This window comes from Halomonas binhaiensis (genome assembly GCF_008329985.2).
GTDB lineage: Bacteria > Pseudomonadota > Gammaproteobacteria > Pseudomonadales > Halomonadaceae > Halomonas > Halomonas binhaiensis.
In genome coordinates, this window is sequence record NZ_CP038437.2 from 2,830,047 (window position 1) to 2,853,075 (window position 23,029).

A 23,029-nucleotide genomic window follows, 5' to 3' on the forward strand; every position below is an offset into this window, starting at 1 on the left:
GGCATATCAAAACTCGTTCTGGATACGTTTGTAGCCTTCCACCAGGCTGTTATTGGTACGCGCCACATCTTCGGAAAATGCCGAATCCTGGACCGACACCTTGGACAGGGCATTGAGATCGGTCCGCGGACCAATCCGCTCGGTGGAAGGGACGTAGAAATTGGCAGGGAGATCGCAACCGTCTACTACAGCGTTGTGTCGTACCACTGCACCTTGTCCAATGGCGCAGTTGAACAGCACGCTGTTGAAGCCGATAAAAGCGCCATCCCCGATGGTGCAAGGACCGTGCACGATGGCGCGGTGCGCGATGGAGGTACGCTCGCCGATGGTGACCTCCGCCCCTGACTTCGAATGGATGACGACACCGTCCTGGATGTTCGAGTGAGCACCGATGATGATCGGCTCCATCTGCCCCTCGGCATCCACTTCATCGGCACGAATGACCGCATAGGGGCCGATGAAGACGTTCTCCTCGACAATCACTCGTCCGCAGAGGATGGCCGTCGGGTCGACAAAGGCACTGGGGTGAATCTGTGGCAGGTCGCCATTGGGGTTCTTGCGAATCATATGCAGTCAGGTCCTCGCTAAAGATATTGGAATCAAGCTTCATCTATTGGTGAAGCTCATTCGGGATCAGGCTCTTGCCCGCTGAAGAGTGGTGCTGCTTGCGACGAATGCGACAGAATTCAGCGCCATGCCGATTCCGGCAGCGCCTGCGCCAACGATCACGACCTCGAGCAGCTCTTCCATCAAAGAAAGACCTCTCGTGCCTTCACGTCTCGAGCTTATGAACCTGTGGCAGGACATGGTGGAATGCGTGAAAGGTGTCTTCGATGAGCTTTCGGTCAACGTCCTGCGTGATGAACACCAGTCGCGAGCGTCGATCCTCATCCGGCCAACGGGGCAATGTCACAGGCGGATAGAAGATGTGTTGAACACCATGAACCACAAGCGGCTGCTCGCGTCCGGCAATATTCAAGATCCCCTTGACGCGCAAGATGTTGCTGCCGACAAAACTCATCAACACCTCCAGCCAGTCCTCCAGCACCCCCTCCGGGATAGGATCATCGACGACAAAGCAGAACGCTCTAATATGGTCGTCGTGGCGGTTGACATCGCTATGGTCGTGGTCGTGGTCGTGGTCGTGGTGAGAATGTGACGCCTGTGAGGCATACGCTTCCTCTTTCAGCCACCGTGCCACATCCGGTGCTTTTCCCGTGGTCGAAAACAGACCAAGATCCAGAACATTCGACGCGGCCAACTCGCCATGATGGATGTCCCATCGCTGAGCTGCGGGATTGATGCTGTCAAGCTTCTGCTTCAAGGCAGTCCGTTGCTCGTCCGTCACCAGATCCGCCTTGGTCAATAACAGACAGTCGGCCATGGCGACCTGCTTGACGGCTTCGACATGATGCATGAGCGTATGGGCCCCTGCCGCCAGGTCGAGGGTAGCGACGACACCATCCAGGCGATAGCGATTGGCGACACGCGGATGAGTCATCAAGGTGTGTAGAATCGGAGCCGGATCCGCCAGCCCCGTGGTTTCTATGATGACTCGGCGAAACTGGCGTAGCCCGTTGCGTGAAAAGCGCCAGGCAATGTCATCTAGGGTGGTGGCGAGATCTCCCCGGATGGTGCAGCACAGACAGCCGCTGCTCATCTCCATCACCACATTCTCGGTACTGTGGGCAACCAGCATGTGATCGAGCGGCGTCTCCCCGAACTCATTGATGATGACCATGGCATCAGCCATTTCTGGCTGCCGAACGAGGTGATTGAGAAGTGTTGTCTTGCCACTCCCCAGAAAACCGGTCAGCAGAGTGACGGGGATCAGTTCCCGTGGTGCGGAACGGCTCATTCGCTGGCTCCTTTGACAGGTTGATGCGCATATAAAGCAGAAGAACCAACGCTATTGCACTCTGCCGGGGTCGTGGCGTTGGTCACTACATCACTGCAGGTTGCACAGGTGCCTCGGACCTCTATCGTGATGCTCTCGCAAGAGAAGTGCCGGCGCTGCGCCAATCGATCCAGGCAGCCACTCAAGTCCTGGTCCAGCAGTTCATCGGTACGACCACAATGGTTGCAGATGGCGAATACGGTGCACTCATGGCGGTGCTCCAGCCTGCAGGCGATATACGCATTCAGGGTTTCCAATCGATGCACTGCCCCTGCCTTGATCAACACTTCCAGGGCACGGTAGACCTGTGTCGGAGCACTGAAACCATGCGGACGAAGCAAATCAAGTAGCGCATATGCGCTGAGAGGCTCCTGCGCTTGTCGCAGTGCTTCGAGCGCGCGTCGCTGTTTGCTGTTCAACGGCACAATGAGGTCGTCCTTTTGTCCATCCTCTTCCCAAGCACAGGAGCCCACCGGGGCATGCTGGTGAGGCCTTCGGGAAAACCACACCAACTCACCCGCCAGGGCATCAGGCAAGTACGGGCGCTTTTCGCGTTTCTCCGACAATCTCCCCCGCCAGGTCGCCCACCATGGTGTCCTGGGTCTGGAAGTGAATCACCGAACGAATCGACTCGCCGCGCCGTAACAGATCGAAAGCCGTGTTGATCTGATCGTGCGCCATATTGTGAGTAATGTAAGGGTCGACATCGAAGCGCCCGGACAGCCACTCGTCGACCATACCGGGGAGTTCAGAGCGTCCCAGTACCCCGCCGAAGGCACTACCGCGCCAGACCCGACCGGTCACCAGCTGGAATGGGCGTGTCGCAATCTCCTCGCCGGCACCGGCGACACCAATGATGATGCTCTCACCCCATCCCTTGTGGCAGCACTCCAGTGCCGCTCGCATCAGGCGAACATTGCCCACGGCCTCGAACGAGAAATCGACGCCACCATTGGTCATGTCGATGATCACCTCATGCAGCGGTTCAGGATGATCATCAGGGTTGACGCACTCGGTGGCACCCAGCGATTCGGCGAGAGCAAACTTGGCGGGGTTGACGTCAATGCCGATGATCCGACTGGCGCCCTGCAGCTTGGCCCCCTGGATCACTGCCATCCCCACGGCACCCAGACCAAACACGGCTACCGTGTCACCGGGTTTGACCTTGGCGGTATTGCGCACTGCGCCAATGCCGGTTGGCACTGCGCACCCCATGACACAAGCCTTGGCCAACGGTGCCTCACGGCTGATTCTGGCGACGGCGATCTCGGGCAGCACCGTGTATTCACTGAAGGTGCTGGTACCCATGTAGTGGTGAATCATCTTTCCCTTGTAGGAAAAGCGACTGGTACCATCCGGCATCAAACCCTGCCCCTGCGTCTTGCGAATGGTCTGACACAGGTTGGTTTTCCCGGATTGGATATAGGGACAGTTCGGATCTTCCGGAGTGTAGAGCGGAATGACGTGATCACCGGGAGCCACTGACGTCACGCCCTTGCCCACCTCCTCGACAATACCGACTCCCTCATGCCCCAGGACACAGGGGAAAATCCCTTCGGGATCACGACCGGAAAGCGTAAACATATCGGTATGGCACAGACTGGTGGTCACAATCCGGATCAGCACTTCCCCCTGCTTCGGTCCTTCCAGATCGATTTCCTCAATCTCCAGCGGACGGTTAGGCTCCCAGGCGATGGCTGCGCGCGTTTTCATAGAGACCTTCTCCTTGCTGAAGGCAAGCAAAGCTGAACGCCCTGCCTGCCTGGTACATTCAAAACGGTGATGGATTCCGCCCAGTGATGCTGCGAAAGTGCCTCTATCTGCGCACCTTGGCGTAATGATGTTCCCTCTGTTCCTGGCGCTGCTTGGCTTCAAGACACAAACGTGCGGTTGGCCGGAACAACAACCGGGCAATCCCGATGGGCTCACCCGTCTCCTCGCAATAACCGAACTCCCCCACTTCGATACGCTTCAAGGCGGCAGCAATGTTGGCCAGCAACCGGGTCTCTCGATCGGCCTGGCGAAGCTGCAGACGGAGCTCTTCCTCGTATGAGGCTTGATCAAGCTCATCCCCTCCCCGCTCATATGCCACCATGGCATGACGGACTTCATGCAAACGCTCCTCGACCTGCGGTTGCTCCTGTAGCAACCGTTGTCGAAAGAAGGCCAGTTGCTCATTGTTCATGTAGTCGTCATCCGGCATCCCCAGAAGGTGCGCCTCCTCATCAACCACTGCTGGCATCCAATCGATCCTCCAGACATGGGGTATCAAACATGTTCTTCATCGGCTATCGCTCAGCCCGGACTAGATATGTTATAACATAACAATATTGTCACGTGAAAGACTCTCTTTTCCTACTAATGTCTTGAATATGATGATTCCACCGGACGACACCCAGAAGAAAAATACTGTGTAATTTCATTAGGTTAACGAAGGAAGATTCGAGAACCGATGCGTACCACGGGATAAAAGGTGAATACAACATACTTGACATAATAGGATACGTTATAACATAACTAACTGGTCATCCAAGACCCCATTCATCCAGGAAGGCATTATTACCTTGCGACCCACCATCTCCAGAAAACCCTTCTTCATGACATCTACGGTTGCCATGGCAGACGTGCCATCTGTCGCAATAGTCCCCTCTGCGGAATCGGGACAAAACGACTTCTTGGCAGCGAGGAGCTGTATTCGCAGCTTCTGCGACAACTCACCAAAGGGGTGCTCAATGTAGTGCGTCTTCATGACATACCCCTTCTTCAGACAACTTTCGACATCACCCCACCGACTCGGGTACCGAAAGAGTGTCCCAGTCATCCCGTGCAACAAGGAGAACCAACAGTGCGCACCCCATACCCCAGAACTCTGAGCATTATCGTCACTGCCCTACTGTCAATGTCAGCCAGCCAGTTGGCAGCCGCACACGAAAACCACCAACATACCGGGCACGAGCACGAGCACGAGCACGAGCACGAGCACGAGCATGAGCATGAGCATGATAATGATATCTACTCTGGGTATTTTGAAGACAACCAGGTTGAAGATCGCTTACTTTCCGACTGGGAGGGAGACTGGCAGTCCGTATATCCATACTTGAAAGATGGCACGCTGGATGAGGTATTTTCCCATAAGGCCGAGCATAGTGGGGAAAAGACAGCAGAGGAATACAAACAGTACTACGAGAAGGGATATCAGACCGCCGTGGACCGAATTGTCATAAGCGGTAATACCGTGACCTTCCACGAAGACGGGCAGGCATCCTCGGGAGAGTACTCCTACGATGGATATGAAATCTTGACTTACGAAGCCGGGAATAGAGGTGTCAGGTATATCTTCAAACTGGAAGAGGGAGAACAACTCCCTGAGTACATTCAGTTCAGCGACCACAGTATCTATCCTACCGACTCGGATCATTTTCACCTGTATTGGGGAGACGATAGAGCGGCCTTGCTGGAAGAAGTGAGCAATTGGCCGACCTACTACCCATCGGCAATGGATGGCACTGAGGTAGCCCATGAGATGATGGCACACTAGACAACTAGCGGCAGGCAGGTTCCTGCAAGGGAACCTGCCCATAGCCGACAGACCTTCAACCTCATCGAGCCAAGCAAGGTGCATAATGATCCTGTGGATGCTTGCTCAGATAATCCTGATATATTGATACCCATTAATCACATATTGAATATACCAGAACTCCCCATATGAAAAATTTAACTTACTGACCGGTATAGCATGATCGCTACCTGCGACTTTTTCTGGTACTTGACCTGAGCGAACGAATCTACTATATCGAGTCGCTGTATCGGCAGTGACAGAACAATCAGACTCTCCCCCACCGATGGCTACCAAGCAGCTGCAGCAAGATTTATACAGCGCTTCCCTCGAACTCAAGAAATACTCCTCGATCCCCCCTGAATCTATTGTAAAAAATATCCAGGAAACAATATAAAACAAAAATACACGGAAATTTTATTCATCTTATGCCAAGAATGAAAGCTCCATAAATTTAATCATAAATAAAAACAATCCATACCTGTGATGGGAAAAAATATCCTCATGAATAGTAATCCCACTATCCATGAGGACGTTTATAATTCAAAAAAACCAATGGAAACAATCACATCATGGAAGAAAAAATTATCCTCATCGATAATGATGACAACCCCATAGGGGCAGAAGAAAAGCTCAAGGTTCATCAATTAGGGCTATTGCATAGAGCTTTCTCCATTTTCATCTTTGATAGCAATGGAAGGCTCATGCTACAACGCCGAGCACTTCATAAATACCACTCGGCTGGATTATGGACTAACACTTGCTGCAGCCACCCTCGCTGGGGAGAAGCAACCGATGATGCTGCCACTCGTCGACTACGGGAAGAGATGGGATTCATCACCAATCTACTGAGAGTAGACAGCATCCTCTATCACGCAAAAGTTCCCGGTGGGCTAATAGAACATGAGTTCGACCATATCTACATCGGCTTATTTGATGGTAGCCCCAAGCTAAACCCTGATGAAGCAGATACCTGGAAGTGGATTTCAATTTCTGAGTTATTCCATGAGGAATCCACAAATCCAGACCAATTCACTGCCTGGCTCACGATAATAGTAAGAAAGATTGGCAAAGATAAAATGGAACAATGGAGCAGGCTTGCTCACAGCATGAAGGCCTAAGGGATAATTATCTAGCCCAGGAAATCCACCAAGGAAAGGAAAATTCTCATGCGCGACATGACAGAAGCTTTACATAAAAATAGCATCTCCCTTGATACTTTTCCATATCAAATCATAGAAACCAAGAATCCCGATAGCTACGAAAAAAAAGTCGTACAGACTTACCAAGAAGATCCCGAACACTGGCGCAAGGTCATTGGCGACACATTACTGTTTCAGTTTGGGGTATATGATAATACTTTTTCATCCCAAACATTCACCCCACCGTCCGGCTCAAACCGAACCTCCAAGCTGGATGAGTCCGGCATTCGCTATTTTGAGCAGCAATTATTCCTGGCAGGTGTCACCGGCAGCGACAGGCCAACGATGAAACGCATTCTCGACATTGGCTGTGGATGGGGCTATGCACTTAAGTACCTGGCGGAGCAGTATCCTGAATGCCAACGGCTGGATGGTATTAACGTAAGCGGCCAGCAACTCAGTCACTGCTCAAAATTCCACACGGAAAAAGGGCTTCAAGATCGAATCAATCTTTTCCAGTGTAATGCAAAAGATATAGACCTTTTACCTGATATTGATGATCCTTACGATTTGGTTGTCATGCGTGGCGTCATTTCCCATTTCTCTTATGACCTCTTTGAAACGGTCATGGAGAAGTTATGGAAACGAATGTCGACTGGTGGCAGTGTTATCATTTCGGACAACCTCTACAACATCGATCTCAACGCGTATAAATCTGATACTCCAGACGAGGTCGACAGGTTAGCCTGCAAGTACCGAAAAACTCCTGAATATTTTCACACCATCATGCAGAAAAGCGGGTTTTTCATTCAAGACAAAAGAGTGCTTCCCAGTAATGCAGACGCTGTAAAGTGGTTGCTGGAAATCCAAAACAACATAGAGAAACATTTCCCAAGAGGCGCTGGTGGCGCATTAGATGAATTGCATGTGATGTGTGAAAACATGGCAGTTGCGATAGTGAAAAACAAAATATCAATCTATAGCACCGTCTTGAAGAAACCATGATAGTTTGTTTTTCCGTTCGTTTTTAATTTTTATTTGAATTCAATTTGAAAACTATGCCGAGGAATTTAGCATGTCAAAGGCACCAAATTTTGTTCACGAGATGAAAGGAAGACCAATACCAGGGGATAAAATATATCACCCGGACTTTCATCTGACACTGCAGCCACTATGGCACCCTGACCATGATGAGACTGAGAAAAAAGTCGCGCTTACAGATAGCCCTTACATCCTGGCTTATTATGGCAGTCAAAAGGCCGTTGACCATTATCTTTCGATGAGCATGCCATCTTTTGGAGGATTGTGTTATCCGCATGCAAAAAAAGATCGTATCTACTATACAGAGCGCATGATGAGCATAACGACTCTGATAGATGATACCACCACCAACCCCGATGTGCTTTCCAATAAACAGAAGCAATCCGAGCTTCGACAACATTACCGTGATGCCATAGATGGCATTCTACCACCCGATACGGTTCCTATCGCACAATTGCTATATGAAGGTTTACAGCCAATAAAGGAACAACTTGCATCGAAGCCGCGCGTTTGGGAGCGCATGAAAATGTCGATGTATGAAATGATTGATAGGCAAACGGAATCACTTGCCTTGCAGATGGATAATCTGACTTTCGAGCGTTATCTTGAGCTGCGGCGTATCGATAATTATGGTGACTGGGCGGCCATGATGACAGAGTATGCCATCGATGTTGATATGACCGATGTGCTGGAAGCTGATGAGTCACTAGTAGCCACGAGAACCGCGGCTATCGACTCAATCACATTGGTGAACGATCCTTATTCATTTAGAAAGGAAATACATATTGAGGACTCAGTCAATTCAGTTTGGCTATTGATGCGCCTGGAAGGTCTTACCCTTCAGCAATCGCTCGATAAGCTGGCAGGCATCGTCCTGGAAAATGAAAAGAAACTCATTGATGCCCGCAACAGAGTTCTTTCAGGTCCATTCGGAAAACGAAGCGACGTAAGGGAATATCTTACGGAACTAGAACATCTGGCGTCGGGGAATGCTGAGTTTCATGCCATAAGCACGCGTTATTTTGGCAAGGAGTTTAAAGGACAACGATTCATATCAGGAGAGGTGACGATAAAACCATTGCCTACAACGGATGAGGTCGCTGCAGCAGATATTGCTGAAAGGCAAGCAACAGATTCTGAGACACACAGCAACAGCTCCTGACCAGGCTGACGAGACACGAAGTGCAGGAGTTCAGACTTGATCAGTAGTGTTCGCCATTCTATGTCACCACCACGCACGGCCCGAAGCTGACCCACTCAGCGACATAGTGGCTTTGCCAATACCCAGCGAGCGACTGGCTCCTGATACGGAACCCCCTTGATCCAATCCAAGCTGGTCGCCTCCAGCTTGGGTTTAGGGGGAAGGAACGACCTTTGTCTTCTGAAAATGATCGTGATGCCAGTGGTGATCTTCACCTTGATCGTTGGCGCCACCAGCATCCCACTCTCGACCATGTTTGATGGAAATTGTTCGGTAAGAAATCGTTCGGTGCGAAATTTCAATACCGCCCTGAAGTGCCCCCCTCATCAGCCCGACCTCAGAACTCGTGCAGGTTCCGGCACTAGTAGCAAAAGTGGCGACCTCCGCGAGCCTGGAGCAAGAACAATCATTCGGAGCGATGGCCATCACCATCGACGCCATCGGTATCCATACGCCGACTGGCGATAGCCGATGGGGCACCGGGTGGCTATGCCGATCAACGATCAGTCGATGGTAGATGCAAATCTTTGATCATTTGCATCTACCATCGAACAATTGATCATTTTCAACGTTGAAGCTATGCTCGCATATCGTGCATACGGCCAAGAGGGCACGAAGCATGAAAGCTCAAGTTCAACTCTCATCCTACGAGAACCAACCGAAGAGTATTACTGGTTGCAATACTACCCGACCAGATTTTTTTACAGTGGATCATAAAGCCCAAAAATCAACAGGATGTCATCCAGGCACTCGCATGGAAAATATTTCTGGAATGGAAGACAGAAAAGATGAAGCCTTCATATTTGGAGACTTCACACTTTACCCACAGCGACGTCTTCTACTGAAAAAAGGAAAAAAAATCCCGATTCGCAATAGAACACTTGGGCTTCTTATTATTTTAGTTGAGCGTGCTGGAGAGATAGTCAACCAGGATGAGTTAATGCTGCTTGGCTGGCCAAGGGTTGTAGTTGATAGGGTAAATCTTCGTGTGCAAATTCATGCTCTTCGAAAAATCATTGAAAGTAAGGACAGTATCATCACAGTATCTGGATATGGCTACTATTTTGCAAAAGACGTAGCACGTCACGAAGTGACTGACGATTTTTCGGACGCTAAAATATCATACGAAGAGCTTTCTTTTAGTCTAAATGAGATAGTGGGAAGAGAGGAAGAGTTAAAGAAGGTCATGAGCCGTTTCGAAGATCATAGGCTGATATCTTTAGTTGGCCCAGGAGGAGTAGGAAAGTCCTGTGTTGCCTCTGCAATAACCAAGACCATGATGACCCTACCCTTCTTTCATAGTGTATTCATCGACGTCCCGTCACTGATGAAAGGAGAAAAGATTGCTGAGTCCATCGCCAGCCAATTAACGAAAAACGAGACGTATACATCCCCTTTTGAAATTATTGTAGAAAGCATGTCAAAGCATGCATTCTTCTTGGTTTTGGATGGCTGTGAGTATCGGCTGGAGGAAGCCTCAAAACTAGTTGATTTCCTACTTAACCGAGTTCCTCAATGCCATATACTGGTAACGAGTAGAGAACCTCTGTTTGTAGATGGAGAAGTGCTTCACCAGTTATCTCCACTTTCTGTACCAAGCGAGCACCTTGATTCAGAAGAAATTCTCACATATCCTGCTGTGCGTCTTTTTATAGAACGTGCAAGTACTTACCTGACCGAGCTAGAGTTACACTCCAGGGATATTCTTAAAGTAGGTGCCATTACAAGAAAACTAGATGGCCTTCCCTTGGCGATAGAAATCGTGGCATCCAAAATAGCAATATTTGGACTGAATGAGCTGGAAACTCTCATTGATGGTGTTTTCCTGCTGCGTATGAGTGGACGGCGCACAGCACAACCTCGACACTACACTCTTGGAAATATGCTTGAATGGTCATACAATATGTTAACTGCCAATGAAAAATGGCTACTTGGTCAGTTGGCATCATTTAAAAAATTTACTTCTCTAGATGATATTATACAATCTGTAGATACACAAGACATTGAGATTGCAGAACTTCATTTCTTAGTAGAAAGCCTTGCAAGCAAATCGATGCTGAGCATAAAAAGAGACAATCTAAAAAGATATTATTATATGCTTGAAGCAACAAAAATATTCATGCACGAAAAGCTGAGTCACAAAAAACAAATTCTCAAGTGAATATATTTTCAAGGCAGGCTTAACTTGGTGCACCTCTAAATGTCAACTCATATAATGAGTTACCTCTCCCTGAACAAAGATAACTTACCACCATCTCAAGCGGTAGCCAGAGGTCTTGTCATTCATATCATCGCCGACATTCGCCGTATCGCCCGTGATGTCAAGACTATCTCCTGATAGCTCAACGTTACCATCATCGTCATGTCCAACGTCGTCAAAGAGCTCCACTTCCATTCCATCGGATATGCGTACACTGCTGACCCTGTCATTCCAGTCAGGCTGTTGATTGACATCGCTACCGAAACCTATAACCCATGCATCTCCACCATTCTTTTCGTTGTAACTCGTGTTCTGGTAGAAGACTGCCCCACGGCCATTCTTGTCGACGATCTCATCCTCCTTGGCAGCCGCCTTCTCCTCATCCGATTGGTTACCTTCAAGGGTAAAGGAGTGCAGTAATGGCCGATGGTCGTAGAAGTCCCCATTGTCCGGGTGATCGCGGTTGTCGGCTTCCCCCGCTGTTATCTCACCACCGTTTTCGCCATCGACGATGATATGATCGGCCGCGCTGTCCGAGGGGTTGTTGTGGATGTCAGCACCGTCGTCAAGTCGTCCACTGTCACGCTGATTGAAATCTCCCAGGTTCACGGTAGCCTGAATGCCAGAGAATTCTTCCATCAACTCATCCTGGCGATTGGCCAGCTGTTCCAATTGCGCATCCCGGCTCGGCCCGAGATCCTTGCCGTCATAGTTGTTGTCTGTGTGGGCATTGGTCACCAGAATCTCATTCCCTGTCTCCTTGTCGCGCAGGATGACAATGGTACTGGTTCGCGTCTGATCGGTGGTGGCCTCGTCATCCTTCACTCCGGGACCACGTTCATCTGGCTCGTGAAAGACAAGGGTTTCCGAGTACACCAGGTCAAACTTGTCCTTATCCCAATAAATAGGGTTTTCTCCAGGAACGTAACCGTTCATGCCCGACTCGATCATGGCGCCGGTGACTTTTGCACCATCACTGCCCCCGGTTTCCTGAAAGCCGACGATGTCCGTATCGCTCACAAGTTCCTTTAAATATTCAAGTCCGGAGTTCTTTTCGCCATCAATATTACTGGCCCCATAGGTGTTGAACGAACCGACTGAATAGCTGGTACTGTCCTTGGGCTCATCCGGGATGGGGAGATCGTCAGGAGACGGGAACGGCAAGGGGTTCCCCCGGGGTGGAAGCATCGGTGGAAGCATGGGGCCAAGCGAAGGCGGTGAACTCTTGTCATTCAGTTTGTCGCCAAGTCTCGACTTGGCGTTCTCGAGCGCCCTGAGAAAATCAGACTCCCCCTTATTCAAGTCGCCAGAATAGCGCCCCATATCTGCATTATTCACTCTCATGGCAGGTCTCCATTACTCGAGCGACTCACTCTGGTGATCGGAACAGGTAAGCAGCTACAAAACTTAAGTACCTACAAAACTTAAGTACCTACAAAACTGGCTCCAACCTCTATTCAGTACACGACTGCACTCGTTACAGAATTTTGAGGCCGCCATACATCAGTAATCTTAAATGATTAGCCTTTTAAATAATCCTCGAATCCACCTTCCCCCACAGATTCCAACCAGCTATCCAAGTCATTCGTGCTGATTTTTTCATCAGCATCAACCTTGTGCTTTGCAGTATCCAATGTCTCAAAGAACTTCATTTCATCTATCAAAAACTGTGCTGCCTCTTGCTCTGCCTTGGTTCTATCACCATCTTGTACAAAGCCCTCTAGATCATCCATGCTGACAATGGAGTCTTTTCCATTCCAGTCGTCCCAATATTCAACAATGGTATTGATATACTCTCTATTGTCTTCAATGAACTCTTTCCCAAAACCAGATAGTTCTTCTTCTGACTCGACATAAGAGCGAATATCATCCAGACTATTAAAATCGTCCGTTCTGCCAAAAACTTCATTCAACATGTCCGCACGGTCTTGACTGAACTTTCCGTCAGGGCGGGCCAAGTCGTGTATACCTTCCAGATACTCTATGATCTGCTCTCGTATTTTTCTATCTGACTTATTATCACCGGCCAAAGGATCAATGATCTGTTTGACACCATCTTTGACAAAGATAACTCTTCCATTATCTACCAACTCAATCGACGCTACATCAACTCTATCAATGTCCGTTCTAAACTCTCCAAAATCCCCTGGCCTCCCGTCGTCACCGAATCGAGGTAATCCTGATGGATCGTCTTTTTTCTTTGCGTCCATATCGGTGTCTCCCCATGGACGCCAGTTATCCTTATGACCGAGGCCATCTCTCCGCTGGAAGGTTGTCTCTCCATTCTGGGCTTTCTCCCAAAGGTTTTTACTGTCTGGATCTCCATCAACATGAAGATATGGTGCCAAGCGATTTAGCGAACTTCCATTTTCTGCTTCAGTGTCCTGGAAGTGTTCCCATTCTTGCGACTGGAAATCAAAAATGGATTCATCTTCTGGTGCATCTCTACCACCATACATATACGCCGCATAGCGTGCATACTCGAGTTTATCCCCCCAGTCTGGTTTAGTGACCCCATGGCCTGCCAGATCCTTGAAGAATTCCCCTTGTGAATCGGTAAGCTTCTGCAGTTTCTTATGGTTTATCGCTTCAGCAATCACCGTACCCGCTATTCCTAACACTGCACCCACGATCCCCAGGATAGGCCCGGCGACACGAGCCCCCATAAAGATCCCCTGCATGACTTTGGTACCGATATTGCCTATCGCGGAGGCCAAGTTGCTACCTTTCGGCGCAAACATGGAAATCGTATTGGCAATGGCCATGCCAGTGCCGGAAGAACCAAGGCCTACCTGTAAACCAGCCCCTGCCTTCTCGAGTTCGCTGTCAGCATTCTTAAGCTTGTTGATGCCGGTGACGAGATCCATGACACCACCGGTAATATCCAGACCAGCCCCTCCCATAAAGCGAAGAAAGGATCGCCCTAGGTTCTTGGCAATATCCTTTCCGCTACGCGGAGCATCGCCCCCCATCATTTCCTTGCCTAAATCATCAACTACATCATTGAACTCTTTAAGCCCCTCGTCACTAAGCTTGCTCAGGTCTATTCCCTTGTTATCCAGTGCCTCAGAAGCCATATCGATTTTATTATTGATATTGTCAGATATGGCATTAGACAGTTTTCTAGCCTTGGCATCAGAACTCGGCTTCCAGATATCGGGGAAATTATCACCAAGCAGACCCAGCCAATCCGTAGCCTTGACACGAGGCTTGCCATCAGGGCCATTTGGCACACCATCCTTGCCGGAAAGCTGCTCTTTTATATTGGAGCCAAATTTGAGGAAATCATTGCTGAAACTTAAGCCGCCAACCAAATCACGCACTGCAGCTACTCGCTCGTCCGATGACATGTCGTCCCAGCCACCGTTAGCCAGTTGCATACCTCCACTGATGAAACTCATGGTTCCGCTGAGTGCCCCCAAGGTCCCCGTAGAAGACGCGGATTCGAGCAACTTCATGAATGAACCTTTTTCGGGACCTGCCAGCGACTTCAAGTTGTCGTCTATAATGGCCTTGAATGCTTTGTTTCTTTCAGCCTGACTGACTCCCTTATCCATGGTGACATGGTTTGCCAATTGCATCGATAAGTATAGTTTTTTTGATTCTTCCGGCGAGAGGTCTTTAAGCCCTTCCTTGAATGTCTTCAGGTCATTGTTTAATTTATTATATTCATCATAACTTTTACTCGATTTATCCAACGTCTGAAGAACACCATTAACTCCTGCCTGAACAATATCGATCGTATCACGCAGACCTACTTCAGCATTCTCTGCATCTATAGATTCTGGATTTTCCATATAAGAATCCAGCTGATGCGTCATCATGTTCTGATTGAAGGCTTGCTTTCTTTCTGAATAACTATCCGGATCAAGTGCCTGAAGCGCGTCAAAATAATTATCTACTTCTTTTTGAATATCATCTGCCAGTTTTTCATCACCGTCCTTCTCAGCCTTTTCTTTTACAGCGATGATATATTCCTCGAATTCAAGATTCGGTTTCTTTGTATCGCCCTCAAACAAGGCTTTATCAATCTTATCCGATATTGATTCAAGTTTATCCTTGGGAATCTTGTCGATCGCTCCGTCCAGAGCTTTATCATACCTTTCAGCGATCCCCTCTTTCTGCATTAGATCAGATATTTTTTCGGCAAGCTTTTCTTCATCGATCATATCTTTGACATCATCCCCAGTGAGATGAGTCGGATCATCCTGGGTTTCTCGATAGGTCGTTTTGCTGGATTCTATAGTTTCAGCATAGCCATAAAGGTCATATCCATTATCGATGGCCGCCTGTGCATCCATAAAATCTATCAGTTTAGCCTCGTCGGAATTCTCTTTCAGCTTTCCGCTATCAATGTCGTCCCGAATACCTTGTATAAAATCCTCTGCAGCTTTTTGCCCTACCGTCTTGTCTCCATCCACCTTGACGCTCATCAAGCCATCTTTTGTGAAATCAGGAATATCGTATTTTTCACGTATCTCTTTCAAGCTCAACTTACTGACTCCTGATGCATCGTCAGACGACGTGTCACCAGTGTCTTCAGCAGTATTCTTCAATGCTTTTTTTACTGCCTCGAACCATTTTTCGCTTCCAACCGCATACTTGGAATCAATAGAATCAACTGGATCAATATTGCTATCAGAGTTGATGGGAACAGGCATAGCTAGCCTCCAAAATTATTGTTAATTTATTAAAAAAATCCAATAGACAAGTGAAGATAAATTCTGACATCCACACTCTCAAACAACCTTTTCAAGTACCGATAAGCTGAGCTATGCTAATTTTTACATTGTTATCTTTATATTTATTAATTTATAGGAAGATATAAAAAAGCTATAAATAATCACTGGATTCTGAATTATAAAATCTAGTACAACACCAGATGAAAATCACCATGCCAATGAAAATATGGCGTTATTTTTATGTTAATCGTTGTTGTTTGTAAAACTGATAGAATTAACATTTTTTAACGACGAATTTAAGCCTTTTCCACCTAGCTTCAATCAAGTCGCACAGGCTAATCGTCTTTGGCGGCCGAGGTTTTTCTCGACCAACGGAACCATTCACTTGAGGACTAGGAATAATGGCAATGTTTTCCCTGAAACATCAAAAGCAACAACAAGTTGAAGGTGCTGGAGACTCTGGCGGCGGCATCGATGTCGGCCAGCTCAAGCAGGTCTTTGAAGAAGCTGCAAAAAAATCCATGGAAGTGAGCAAGGCCAAGACGGAAGGAAACACCGAGGTCGATACTGCCAGGTCCTCGCGTCCCAATAACTGATGCCATCGACATCGATGGTTGCCAGCACAATGATCGATGTCAGCCACCGGCTATTACCGGTGGCCCCCAGACATAGTTTCATTTCCCTTGCCGGCGGCTGTTGAGGAGTAACAACCGTCGGCAAGGGAGGTGTTTGGTCAGGTACACGTCCATGCCTTCTCCCTTCACGACATCCCTACGATCATTGTTCGCTCCGGTGACCAACGTGTACTCGACATTGGAGGTGACGGATGGCTTCCATCGGGGTGTGACGATTCCAATAGAACAACCCGTCTGCCGGATCGGATCCTCTTCCCAGGCGGATGTGATGCTCAGTGATACGGACATTGGTGCTGAGCATGTCACTCTACGCTTTCATGCCCGCATGGTCGCCATCGAGGCGACGGGAGGTAATGTCTCCATCGGAGGCAAGGTACTCGCCCAAGGCACCGGATGGCGTACCAGCCTGCCAGTCACTTTCGAGATGGGCGATGCCAAACTGCAGCTCTCTCCATCTGAACTTTCGTTACCTCCCTTCATGCGCCTGGCGTGGAATACCATTGAATTTGCTAGTCGAACCACGCGCGCGCCCATTCTCGCCTTGTTATCCAGATGCCGTGAAACAGGCGGATGCGACACTCAGGAATGACGATGTTGCTGACGAATGGACATCCTATGACTTCAGGCTCTCATGGTAGTGCACAAGGCCTTGGTGCATATGAGTATCACACTTTCACGAAATTAGCGGTCAAGGCCTTGAGTGAATAATTTATGTATGTATTTACATGGAGAGTGTTCGATGGGTACTGAGCCAATTAGCCGTTCTCACATGAACATGAAATTCGATAGCGTGTTAAATTTATCCTCATGGAACAAGGCCGTATCAAGAAGCAAGGATGACCAAGACAGTCTCGACACTACGAAAGAGCTGGGTACTCATGAGAGCGGTAACGATAATCCTGCCACCGACCACCATAAAGATATCATCGATGCACTGGACGATATCCGCGAAGGAGGCCTTGGCCGTGAAACTGGTTTAGACAATAATGATCAGATTGAATTCGAGCGTGATGTACGCCGAAACGAAGAAGATGAAAGCTCTGATAAACCTGAAGATCAGAATGTCATTCAGAGAACTGTAGAAGATCTTTTAGAGAGCGACCCAGAGTTTGAAGAAGCCTTTAATGATGCGCTGGATAAAGGTATTCGCCTCCAGTTTCGCTTCAATGCCGATGAGAATCGCACCACGTTAATCAATGGCGACGTGCTCCAGATCGACATCCGCAATGACGCTGATGTGAAAGATGAACTGAAGAATGTATTCAACGAGGATTCCAACTGGGAGCCAGAGAAGCCTGGCGAAGGCCCTTCCTTCGAGGAGGTCATGGCGGATTCAGACATGTCAGGCGAGGATTTCGTCGCCCACCTGGAACGACTGAACATCTTCTCCTTCTCGGGCCAGCATGGTGACAAGATCCGCAAGGACGTCATCTACATGTACGACCACAGCGACTTCATGAAGGAGACCATTCGCTCCACGCTGGAAAACACGGACGGCCAGAAGAAGTTCAATTTCTCCGCCATTGGACATGGTGGCGGTACCATCACGAACCCCTTCGATGACTTTGCCACCAGCGTAAATGCCCCCACTGCCTACGACGACATCAGCACGAAAGACTACAAGTCAGAGGACAACCTCAATAATGTCTCGCTGATGGCGCACGAGATGGTGCACTCCTTCCTTGGGATCGGTGACACTCCAACGATGGACATCGCCGAGGAAATCTTTGCCAACGAACTGGGCGCCCCTGATGCTGGCTTGGGTCCCGCTGGCGGGCTTGGTGGTGTGACACGAATCGGTTACGACGAGGATCGGCTAGGCGCAACGATCGATCTTGATGATGACTTCGATGTAGAAGACTTCATGGAGCAAGCCAGGGGCGGAGATCTCGACCAAATGACGCATGAAGAGATCATGGATGAATTCGGCGGTGGCGAAATCGGACTGCCTGCGATCGAGGATGACGAAGAGCTCGATGACAAGTTGAATGGATTGGTAGAAACCATCCGCAGCGGGGTCGATGTCAAGGATCGCCACACACTCTATATGGAGGGTGGCCTCGCTGACCGCTACCAGCAGCTCCTGGACTACAACCTTCGCCATGGTGACTTTGATAGCCCTCAAGAATTAAGCAAATTCACAAAGGACCAGTTCATGGATCGCCTCGGTAATTTCGAGGATGAGGCTGATGTTTTTGCCGGCTACTTGGAACGTCATGGAGGAAACGAGCAGCTCGATAATCTCGCTTATCAGACATGGGGTTCCGGCAAAGACCTGGATGTTACACCAGAGCAGGATTTGTTTGAGGATGCGACGGATTTCGACAACCACCTGAACGGCATCGTCTCAACGATTGTCGACGGCGTTGACGTCGAGGGTCGCAAGACGCTCTATATGGAGGGCAACCTCGCCGACCGTTACAAGCAGCTGCTGGAGTACAACCTCATCCATGGCGACTTCGCCAGTTATGAGGAACTCAGCCATCATACCGGTAAACAGCTCATGGATCGTCTTGGGAACTTCTCCGATGAAGCCGATGTTTTTAATGGTTATCTGGTGCGTCACGGTGGTATCGAGCAGTTGACCGACCTGGCAAGACAAGTTTGGGTTGATGCCGGCCTTGATCCAAAAGCCAGTTAGCACTGGTAGCTGGCCTGGGGGGGGGGGGAATGCTGATATCTTGGATGCTGGTTTGCTTACCCTCTTCTGGTAATGCCTCTAGCTTGATTGACATGGACTGTTCGAGACCAACAGCCAGCTTGTCACCCTTGAGCACATACCCGGCCTCACCGCTGTAGACAGGACACCCAGTCGATGAACCAATAAAAAGCCCCCGCTGACCAATATCAGCGGGGGCTGGGTGATTCACATCTCAAGGTGAGATGCTTGATACATACAGCTTACTGCTTCAGCTTGTATGCCATGACATAGTCACCGATGGTCGTACCAATGGAGCCATGGCCACCTGCAACCAACACGACCATCTGCTCGCCTTTGCTGTTGAGGTATGTCATCGGTGTAGCCTGGCCACCGGCAGGCAGGCGTGCCTGCCACAGCTGCTCACCAGAGGTCAGATCATAGGCACGCAGATAGTTATCCACGGCCGCGGCCAGGAAAGCGACGCCTCCGTCAGTAATAATGGGACCACCGATCCCCGGAACCCCCATCTTCAAGGGCAGCGGCAACGGACTCATGTCACGCACGGTGCCATTCTTGTGCTTCCAGACGATCTCGCCTGTACGCAGATCGGCTCCCGCAACATAACCCCACGGCGGTTGCTGACACGGCACACCGAGAGGTGACAGGAAGGGTTTCATTTCAACCGCGTAGGGCGCGCCGGCATTTTCATTCAGGCCTTGCTCCCCCTGATTGGTTTCCCCCAAATCAGCGCCCTCTTTCGACACCAGTGTCGAGGTGAACGCCAGATACAGCGGCATGCCAAACATCACTTGACGCTTGGGATCTATCGCCAGGCTACCCCAGTTGAATACGCCGAAATTGCCAGGGAATACAATAGTGCCCTGCTCGGACGGCGGTGTGTACTGGCCTTCATAACGCAACGAACGGAACTGAATGCGGCACATCAGCTGGTCGAAGGGCGTGGCCCCCCACATATCAGCTTCGCGCAGTGTCGGCGGCCGGAACGTCAGGCTAGAGATCGGCTGTGTCGGAGATGCATGATCGCCTTCAATGGTCCCCTGTGGCGCGGCTTGTTCCGAAACCGGCAGAATGGCCTCGCCGGTCTGGCGGTTCAGTACATAGACATCCCCTTGCTTGGTCGGAATCACCAGAGCGGGCTGCTTGCCTTGCTCGGTGTCCAGATCCACCAGCGTCGGCTGTGCAGGTGTATCCATATCCCACAGGTCATGATGCACAAATTGATGCACCCACTCGACCTGGCCAGTCTCGAGGCTCAACGCTACAACCGAGGAGGCATACTTCTCTTCGGCTGGCGAACGGTACATGCCCAACTGATCCGGCGTGCGGTTCCCCATCGGGAAGTAGATCAGCCCCAGTTCTTCATCCGCACTGGCCACCGACCAGCTATTGGGGGAACTGGTCGTGTAGACGTCATCCCCACCGATTGGCGCCGTCTCATCGGGGTTGCCAGAATCCCAGTTCCATACCAGCTCACCGGTCTTGGCATCATATGCACGAATAACACCAGAAGGTGACTCGAGGGCATAGTTGTCGTTAACGGAACCTGCCACAACAACAAGGCCATTCGCCACAACAGGCGGTGATGTGGAGTAGTAGAAACCTGCCTGTTTGAAAGGCATGTTATGCATCAGGTCCAGTTCACCGTTGTCAGCGAAGTTGCTGCAACGCGCACCGGTTTCAGGATCCAATGCCAACAGACGCGCATCGGATGTCGGCATGAACAACTGAGCGTCGCACTGCTTGCTTTCCAGTGCTTCAGCCGGGCCATCTGCCACTTTTACGTCAAGCGCATCAGGGCCATCGGAAGACGGCGGAAGATAGGAAACACCACGACAGGTTTGATGCTGACGCTGGCTTTCTGCAGGAATCTTGGCCTTGTAGACCCACTGCTCTTCGCCAGAGTCAGCGTCCAGCGCGATCAACCAGTTGTGCGGTGTGCACAGAAACAACGAATTGCTTATCTTCAGCGGTGTCGCTTCGTAAGTAGTTTCCGTGACGTCATCCGGCCCTTTCAGATCACCTGTCTGGTATTGCCAGGCAAGCTCCAGATTTTCCACGTTCTCCGGGGTAATCTGTGTCAGCGGCGAAAAGCGCTGCCCAAGATTATTGCGACCATACGCATGCCAGCTACCTTCCGGTGTATCACCAATGCTGGGGTTTTCTGCCACGACATCCGTGTTCAGTTCACCCTTGATCTTATGAGCATCGACCAGCGCACTGCCTAGTGTGCCAACACCAATGATCACCCAGATCGGGAGCAGCACTTTCAACCCCAGGTGACGCTCGCCCGCCTTGCCCACGAAGAAAAGCGGAATCGCCAACAGCAGGAATACACCCAGACGTGTGGCCAGCGGCCACCAGTCATAGCCTGATTCCCACAACGCCCATATGGCTGTCGCGATCAGAAACAGTGCATAAAGCCCGCGTGCAGCTGCCAGACGCGGCTTCATCAATACACCAACACCTATCAGTGCCGCGCCCGCTAGCGCATAGTACCAACTTCCTCCCAGAGTCATGAGCCAAGCGCCACCACCAAGTAGCGCAAGACCCACTATCCAGAAGATCAGGGAAAGGATGAACATTGCCCTTGCTCCTATTAGTGAGTTATAGCGTCCATGTTTTTATTATAAGTTTCAGTTGCGTAGCATCCGCTTGTACCCGAAAGCACTGCAAGATGCTCCCCCTCTCATAAGCGTAGCCAGAAACTGGCAAACCAATATGCGGTTTGCACCATGAAGAGTGACTTCATAGCCTGTGCATCACATCAACGGCTTCTGGTCTTGACAGGAGGCAATAGAGGTTTCCCAGGGATGACGACCTGAGGAAGGCTTGACTGGAAAGCCAGAGCATTCACCCAACAGCCTTGCATTGCTGAGGCCTACGTCAGATATATATAGTAAGCTAATTAATTTTAAATCGACAGCATCAGCTGCCTTGCAGCCTGAATTCAACTACAACATTCCCGAACCGATCGATTGCAAAGGCGTTTCTCCCAACAGTGGACAAACCACCAGAGATCAGTGAGTTACCGGCTTACCTGGCAAGGCGGACCATGCAAGCCACTTCCCATCAGTTACGGCTCTAGGGCGCGGGCTAGCAACCCTCTCCTTCGCTCATACAGACATGAACCTACCCCATGGCATCGTATGAGCGATTGAGACTTACCGGAGTCATTGACATGGTCGAGAGCCTGGTCCCGAATCGAGAAAGATTGGCCATTGTGATCGATACGCTTGGAGAGCCCTTCTTTCACGATGCCATGATCGAGTATCTCTCAGAACTATTCGGCGGGCTCAAGGGCCTTTCGCTGCTGTACCACAAGAGTGCTCAGCCAGAAATTCTGGTGAATCAGGTGCTCGACGAGAACGTTCAGGAGATTTATCTCAGTGGTCTCTACATCCTTGACCCACTCAACAACGTCACTCGCGATAACTTATCTGCCTGAATATACAGTTTTAACGAAAGCTTCGAGATTGATATTGACAAGATTCGCTATCAAGAAGAGGTTTTCAAGAGAGCACGTATAAGCGACGAGCTCGCTTGGCTTATCAAAATGCCTGATGCAAGCATGCTGGCTTTCTGCCTCGACAAACCGGATGCGCAGTTCACAGCCGATGAGATCCAGTTGGCGAAGTCTGAATTGCCGGTGGTTAAGTCGCTATCTGAAAAGCATTTTGAACAGGAGTTTCTCAGCAAGCTCAAGGAGCGGCCGGGAACCTTTACACAAATTGAGCGTATTCAGCACCTGCAGAGCAATCGGGTGATCGAATCTTCCGTTGGCGTCCTGACCGTGCGTCGAGAGGTTGGGTATCATGAAGCTGCGTTCGAGAGCGAGGCTATTCTGACCAGCAGCATTGTCTCACTGGGCGACGAGCACTACCTTGAACAAAGAATTCGCCCACGAAACAGTGTCAGCGTCAAACACTACCAGGGAATTATCAACCGAGCACTGGCTGAATACCCTTTGTCGAAACGTGAACAGCCCCATGCTAACTACATCTAATAAAAACAAT

The 23,029-nt window shown here is 49.8% G+C and carries 19 protein-coding genes; 10 read left to right on the top strand and 9 right to left on the bottom strand.

The features are described from left to right. Nucleotides 1–6: 6 nt before the first annotated feature. The 6 genes from E4T21_RS12420 to E4T21_RS12445 form a co-directional block, all read right to left on the bottom strand. Nucleotides 7–567 carry a gamma carbonic anhydrase family protein gene (locus E4T21_RS12420; protein ID WP_149285308.1) on the bottom strand — a complete coding sequence of 187 codons (561 nt, stop codon included), beginning with the start codon at nucleotides 565–567 and terminating at the stop codon, nucleotides 7–9. A 205-nt stretch (nucleotides 568–772) separates the two neighbouring features. Next, nucleotides 773–1,858 (bottom strand): CobW family GTP-binding protein, encoded by a 1,086-nt coding sequence (locus E4T21_RS12425; RefSeq protein WP_149285310.1) that lies wholly within the window; start codon nucleotides 1,856–1,858, stop codon nucleotides 773–775. After that, on the bottom strand, nucleotides 1,855–2,463 hold the full coding sequence (locus tag E4T21_RS12430; protein WP_275898200.1) for a Fur family transcriptional regulator: 609 nt from the start codon (nucleotides 2,461–2,463) through the stop codon (nucleotides 1,855–1,857). The genes E4T21_RS12425 and E4T21_RS12430 overlap by 4 nt, the downstream gene beginning before the upstream one ends. Then, on the bottom strand, nucleotides 2,426–3,610 hold the full coding sequence (locus tag E4T21_RS12435) for an S-(hydroxymethyl)glutathione dehydrogenase/class III alcohol dehydrogenase (RefSeq protein ID WP_149285312.1): 1,185 nt from the start codon (nucleotides 3,608–3,610) through the stop codon (nucleotides 2,426–2,428). The genes E4T21_RS12430 and E4T21_RS12435 overlap by 38 nt, the downstream gene beginning before the upstream one ends. Before the next feature lie 103 nt (nucleotides 3,611–3,713). After that, a complete protein-coding gene (locus tag E4T21_RS12440) occupies nucleotides 3,714–4,139 on the bottom strand; it encodes a TraR/DksA family transcriptional regulator (protein ID WP_149285314.1) in 426 nt (141 codons plus the stop codon). A gap of 264 nt (nucleotides 4,140–4,403) precedes the next feature. Further along, on the bottom strand, nucleotides 4,404–4,646 hold the full coding sequence (locus E4T21_RS12445; RefSeq protein WP_149285316.1) for a hypothetical protein: 243 nt from the start codon (nucleotides 4,644–4,646) through the stop codon (nucleotides 4,404–4,406). Between the two features lie 96 nt (nucleotides 4,647–4,742). Here E4T21_RS12445 and E4T21_RS12450 point away from each other — a divergent pair, with 96 nt between their 5' ends. From E4T21_RS12450 to E4T21_RS12470, 5 genes are all read left to right on the top strand, one after another. Continuing rightward, the gene (locus tag E4T21_RS12450; protein ID WP_420827707.1) at nucleotides 4,743–5,435 is read left to right on the top strand and encodes a metal-binding protein ZinT; all 693 of its coding nucleotides are present in this window, start codon (nucleotides 4,743–4,745) and stop codon (nucleotides 5,433–5,435) included. A gap of 590 nt (nucleotides 5,436–6,025) precedes the next feature. Continuing rightward, the gene (gene idi, locus E4T21_RS12455) at nucleotides 6,026–6,574 is read left to right on the top strand and encodes an isopentenyl-diphosphate Delta-isomerase (protein WP_149285317.1); all 549 of its coding nucleotides are present in this window, start codon (nucleotides 6,026–6,028) and stop codon (nucleotides 6,572–6,574) included. 48 nt (nucleotides 6,575–6,622) lie between these two features. Then, entirely contained in the window at nucleotides 6,623–7,600 is a 978-nt protein-coding gene (locus tag E4T21_RS12460; protein WP_149285319.1) for a class I SAM-dependent methyltransferase, read from the top strand. 70 nt (nucleotides 7,601–7,670) lie between these two features. Beyond that, nucleotides 7,671–8,798 carry a terpene synthase family protein gene (locus E4T21_RS12465; RefSeq protein ID WP_149285321.1) on the top strand — a complete coding sequence of 376 codons (1,128 nt, stop codon included), beginning with the start codon at nucleotides 7,671–7,673 and terminating at the stop codon, nucleotides 8,796–8,798. Between the two features lie 658 nt (nucleotides 8,799–9,456). Further along, a complete protein-coding gene (locus tag E4T21_RS12470; protein WP_149285323.1) occupies nucleotides 9,457–10,998 on the top strand; it encodes an ATP-binding protein in 1,542 nt (513 codons plus the stop codon). 84 nt (nucleotides 10,999–11,082) lie between these two features. Here the strand turns inward: E4T21_RS12470 and E4T21_RS12475 are convergent, their stop codons facing one another. Beyond that, a complete protein-coding gene (locus E4T21_RS12475; RefSeq protein WP_149285325.1) occupies nucleotides 11,083–12,381 on the bottom strand; it encodes an exonuclease/endonuclease/phosphatase family protein in 1,299 nt (432 codons plus the stop codon). Nucleotides 12,382–12,557: 176 nt separating this feature from the next. Then, nucleotides 12,558–15,698, bottom strand: coding sequence for a hypothetical protein (locus E4T21_RS12480; RefSeq protein WP_149285327.1), 3,141 nt, complete (start codon nucleotides 15,696–15,698; stop codon nucleotides 12,558–12,560). A gap of 422 nt (nucleotides 15,699–16,120) precedes the next feature. Between E4T21_RS12480 and E4T21_RS12485 the strand changes: the two genes are divergently transcribed. The 3 genes from E4T21_RS12485 to E4T21_RS12495 all read left to right on the top strand — a co-directional run bounded on the left by E4T21_RS12485 (nucleotide 16,121) and on the right by E4T21_RS12495 (nucleotide 18,995). Then, nucleotides 16,121–16,315: a hypothetical protein gene (locus E4T21_RS12485; protein WP_149285330.1), complete on the top strand. Its 195-nt coding sequence runs from the start codon at nucleotides 16,121–16,123 to the stop codon at nucleotides 16,313–16,315. 151 nt (nucleotides 16,316–16,466) lie between these two features. Beyond that, nucleotides 16,467–16,943 (top strand): FHA domain-containing protein, encoded by a 477-nt coding sequence (locus tag E4T21_RS12490; protein ID WP_149285332.1) that lies wholly within the window; start codon nucleotides 16,467–16,469, stop codon nucleotides 16,941–16,943. A gap of 150 nt (nucleotides 16,944–17,093) precedes the next feature. Beyond that, the gene (locus E4T21_RS12495) at nucleotides 17,094–18,995 is read left to right on the top strand and encodes a hypothetical protein (RefSeq protein ID WP_149285334.1); all 1,902 of its coding nucleotides are present in this window, start codon (nucleotides 17,094–17,096) and stop codon (nucleotides 18,993–18,995) included. Nucleotides 18,996–19,255: 260 nt separating this feature from the next. Here E4T21_RS12495 and E4T21_RS12500 read toward each other — a convergent pair whose 3' ends face one another. Next, complete coding sequence (locus tag E4T21_RS12500) at nucleotides 19,256–21,598, bottom strand: glucose/quinate/shikimate family membrane-bound PQQ-dependent dehydrogenase (RefSeq protein ID WP_149285335.1); 2,343 nt, start codon at nucleotides 21,596–21,598, stop codon at nucleotides 19,256–19,258. A 596-nt stretch (nucleotides 21,599–22,194) separates the two neighbouring features. On the opposite strand from E4T21_RS12500, the gene E4T21_RS12505 reads away from it, so the two are divergent. Both E4T21_RS12505 and E4T21_RS12510 read left to right on the top strand, forming a co-directional pair. Then, nucleotides 22,195–22,461, top strand: coding sequence for a hypothetical protein (locus tag E4T21_RS12505; RefSeq protein ID WP_149285337.1), 267 nt, complete (start codon nucleotides 22,195–22,197; stop codon nucleotides 22,459–22,461). Between the two features lie 108 nt (nucleotides 22,462–22,569). Then, a complete protein-coding gene (locus tag E4T21_RS12510; protein WP_149285339.1) occupies nucleotides 22,570–23,019 on the top strand; it encodes a hypothetical protein in 450 nt (149 codons plus the stop codon). The last annotated feature ends 10 nt before the right edge of the window (nucleotides 23,020–23,029 follow it).

Excerpts from the sequence above, each read along its gene's own strand:
- E4T21_RS12420 (WP_149285308.1), bottom strand. The coding sequence starts at position 567 with ATGATTCGCAAGAACCCCAATGGCGACCTGCCACAGATTCACCCCAGT.
- E4T21_RS12495 (WP_149285334.1), top strand. The coding sequence starts at position 17,094 with ATGGGTACTGAGCCAATTAGCCGTTCTCACATGAACATGAAATTCGAT.
- E4T21_RS12425 (WP_149285310.1), bottom strand. The coding sequence starts at position 1,858 with ATGAGCCGTTCCGCACCACGGGAACTGATCCCCGTCACTCTGCTGACC.
- idi (WP_149285317.1), top strand. The coding sequence starts at position 6,026 with ATGGAAGAAAAAATTATCCTCATCGATAATGATGACAACCCCATAGGG.
- E4T21_RS12465 (WP_149285321.1), top strand. The coding sequence starts at position 7,671 with ATGTCAAAGGCACCAAATTTTGTTCACGAGATGAAAGGAAGACCAATA.
- E4T21_RS12490 (WP_149285332.1), top strand. The coding sequence starts at position 16,467 with ATGCCTTCTCCCTTCACGACATCCCTACGATCATTGTTCGCTCCGGTG.
- E4T21_RS12505 (WP_149285337.1), top strand. The coding sequence starts at position 22,195 with ATGGTCGAGAGCCTGGTCCCGAATCGAGAAAGATTGGCCATTGTGATC.
- E4T21_RS12480 (WP_149285327.1), bottom strand. The coding sequence starts at position 15,698 with ATGCCTGTTCCCATCAACTCTGATAGCAATATTGATCCAGTTGATTCT.
- E4T21_RS12475 (WP_149285325.1), bottom strand. The coding sequence starts at position 12,381 with ATGAGAGTGAATAATGCAGATATGGGGCGCTATTCTGGCGACTTGAAT.
- E4T21_RS12510 (WP_149285339.1), top strand. The coding sequence starts at position 22,570 with ATGCCTGATGCAAGCATGCTGGCTTTCTGCCTCGACAAACCGGATGCG.
- E4T21_RS12435 (WP_149285312.1), bottom strand. The coding sequence starts at position 3,610 with ATGAAAACGCGCGCAGCCATCGCCTGGGAGCCTAACCGTCCGCTGGAG.
- E4T21_RS12460 (WP_149285319.1), top strand. The coding sequence starts at position 6,623 with ATGCGCGACATGACAGAAGCTTTACATAAAAATAGCATCTCCCTTGAT.
- E4T21_RS12440 (WP_149285314.1), bottom strand. The coding sequence starts at position 4,139 with ATGCCAGCAGTGGTTGATGAGGAGGCGCACCTTCTGGGGATGCCGGAT.
- E4T21_RS12500 (WP_149285335.1), bottom strand. The coding sequence starts at position 21,598 with ATGTTCATCCTTTCCCTGATCTTCTGGATAGTGGGTCTTGCGCTACTT.
- E4T21_RS12445 (WP_149285316.1), bottom strand. The coding sequence starts at position 4,646 with ATGAAGACGCACTACATTGAGCACCCCTTTGGTGAGTTGTCGCAGAAG.
- E4T21_RS12470 (WP_149285323.1), top strand. The coding sequence starts at position 9,457 with ATGAAAGCTCAAGTTCAACTCTCATCCTACGAGAACCAACCGAAGAGT.
- E4T21_RS12485 (WP_149285330.1), top strand. The coding sequence starts at position 16,121 with ATGGCAATGTTTTCCCTGAAACATCAAAAGCAACAACAAGTTGAAGGT.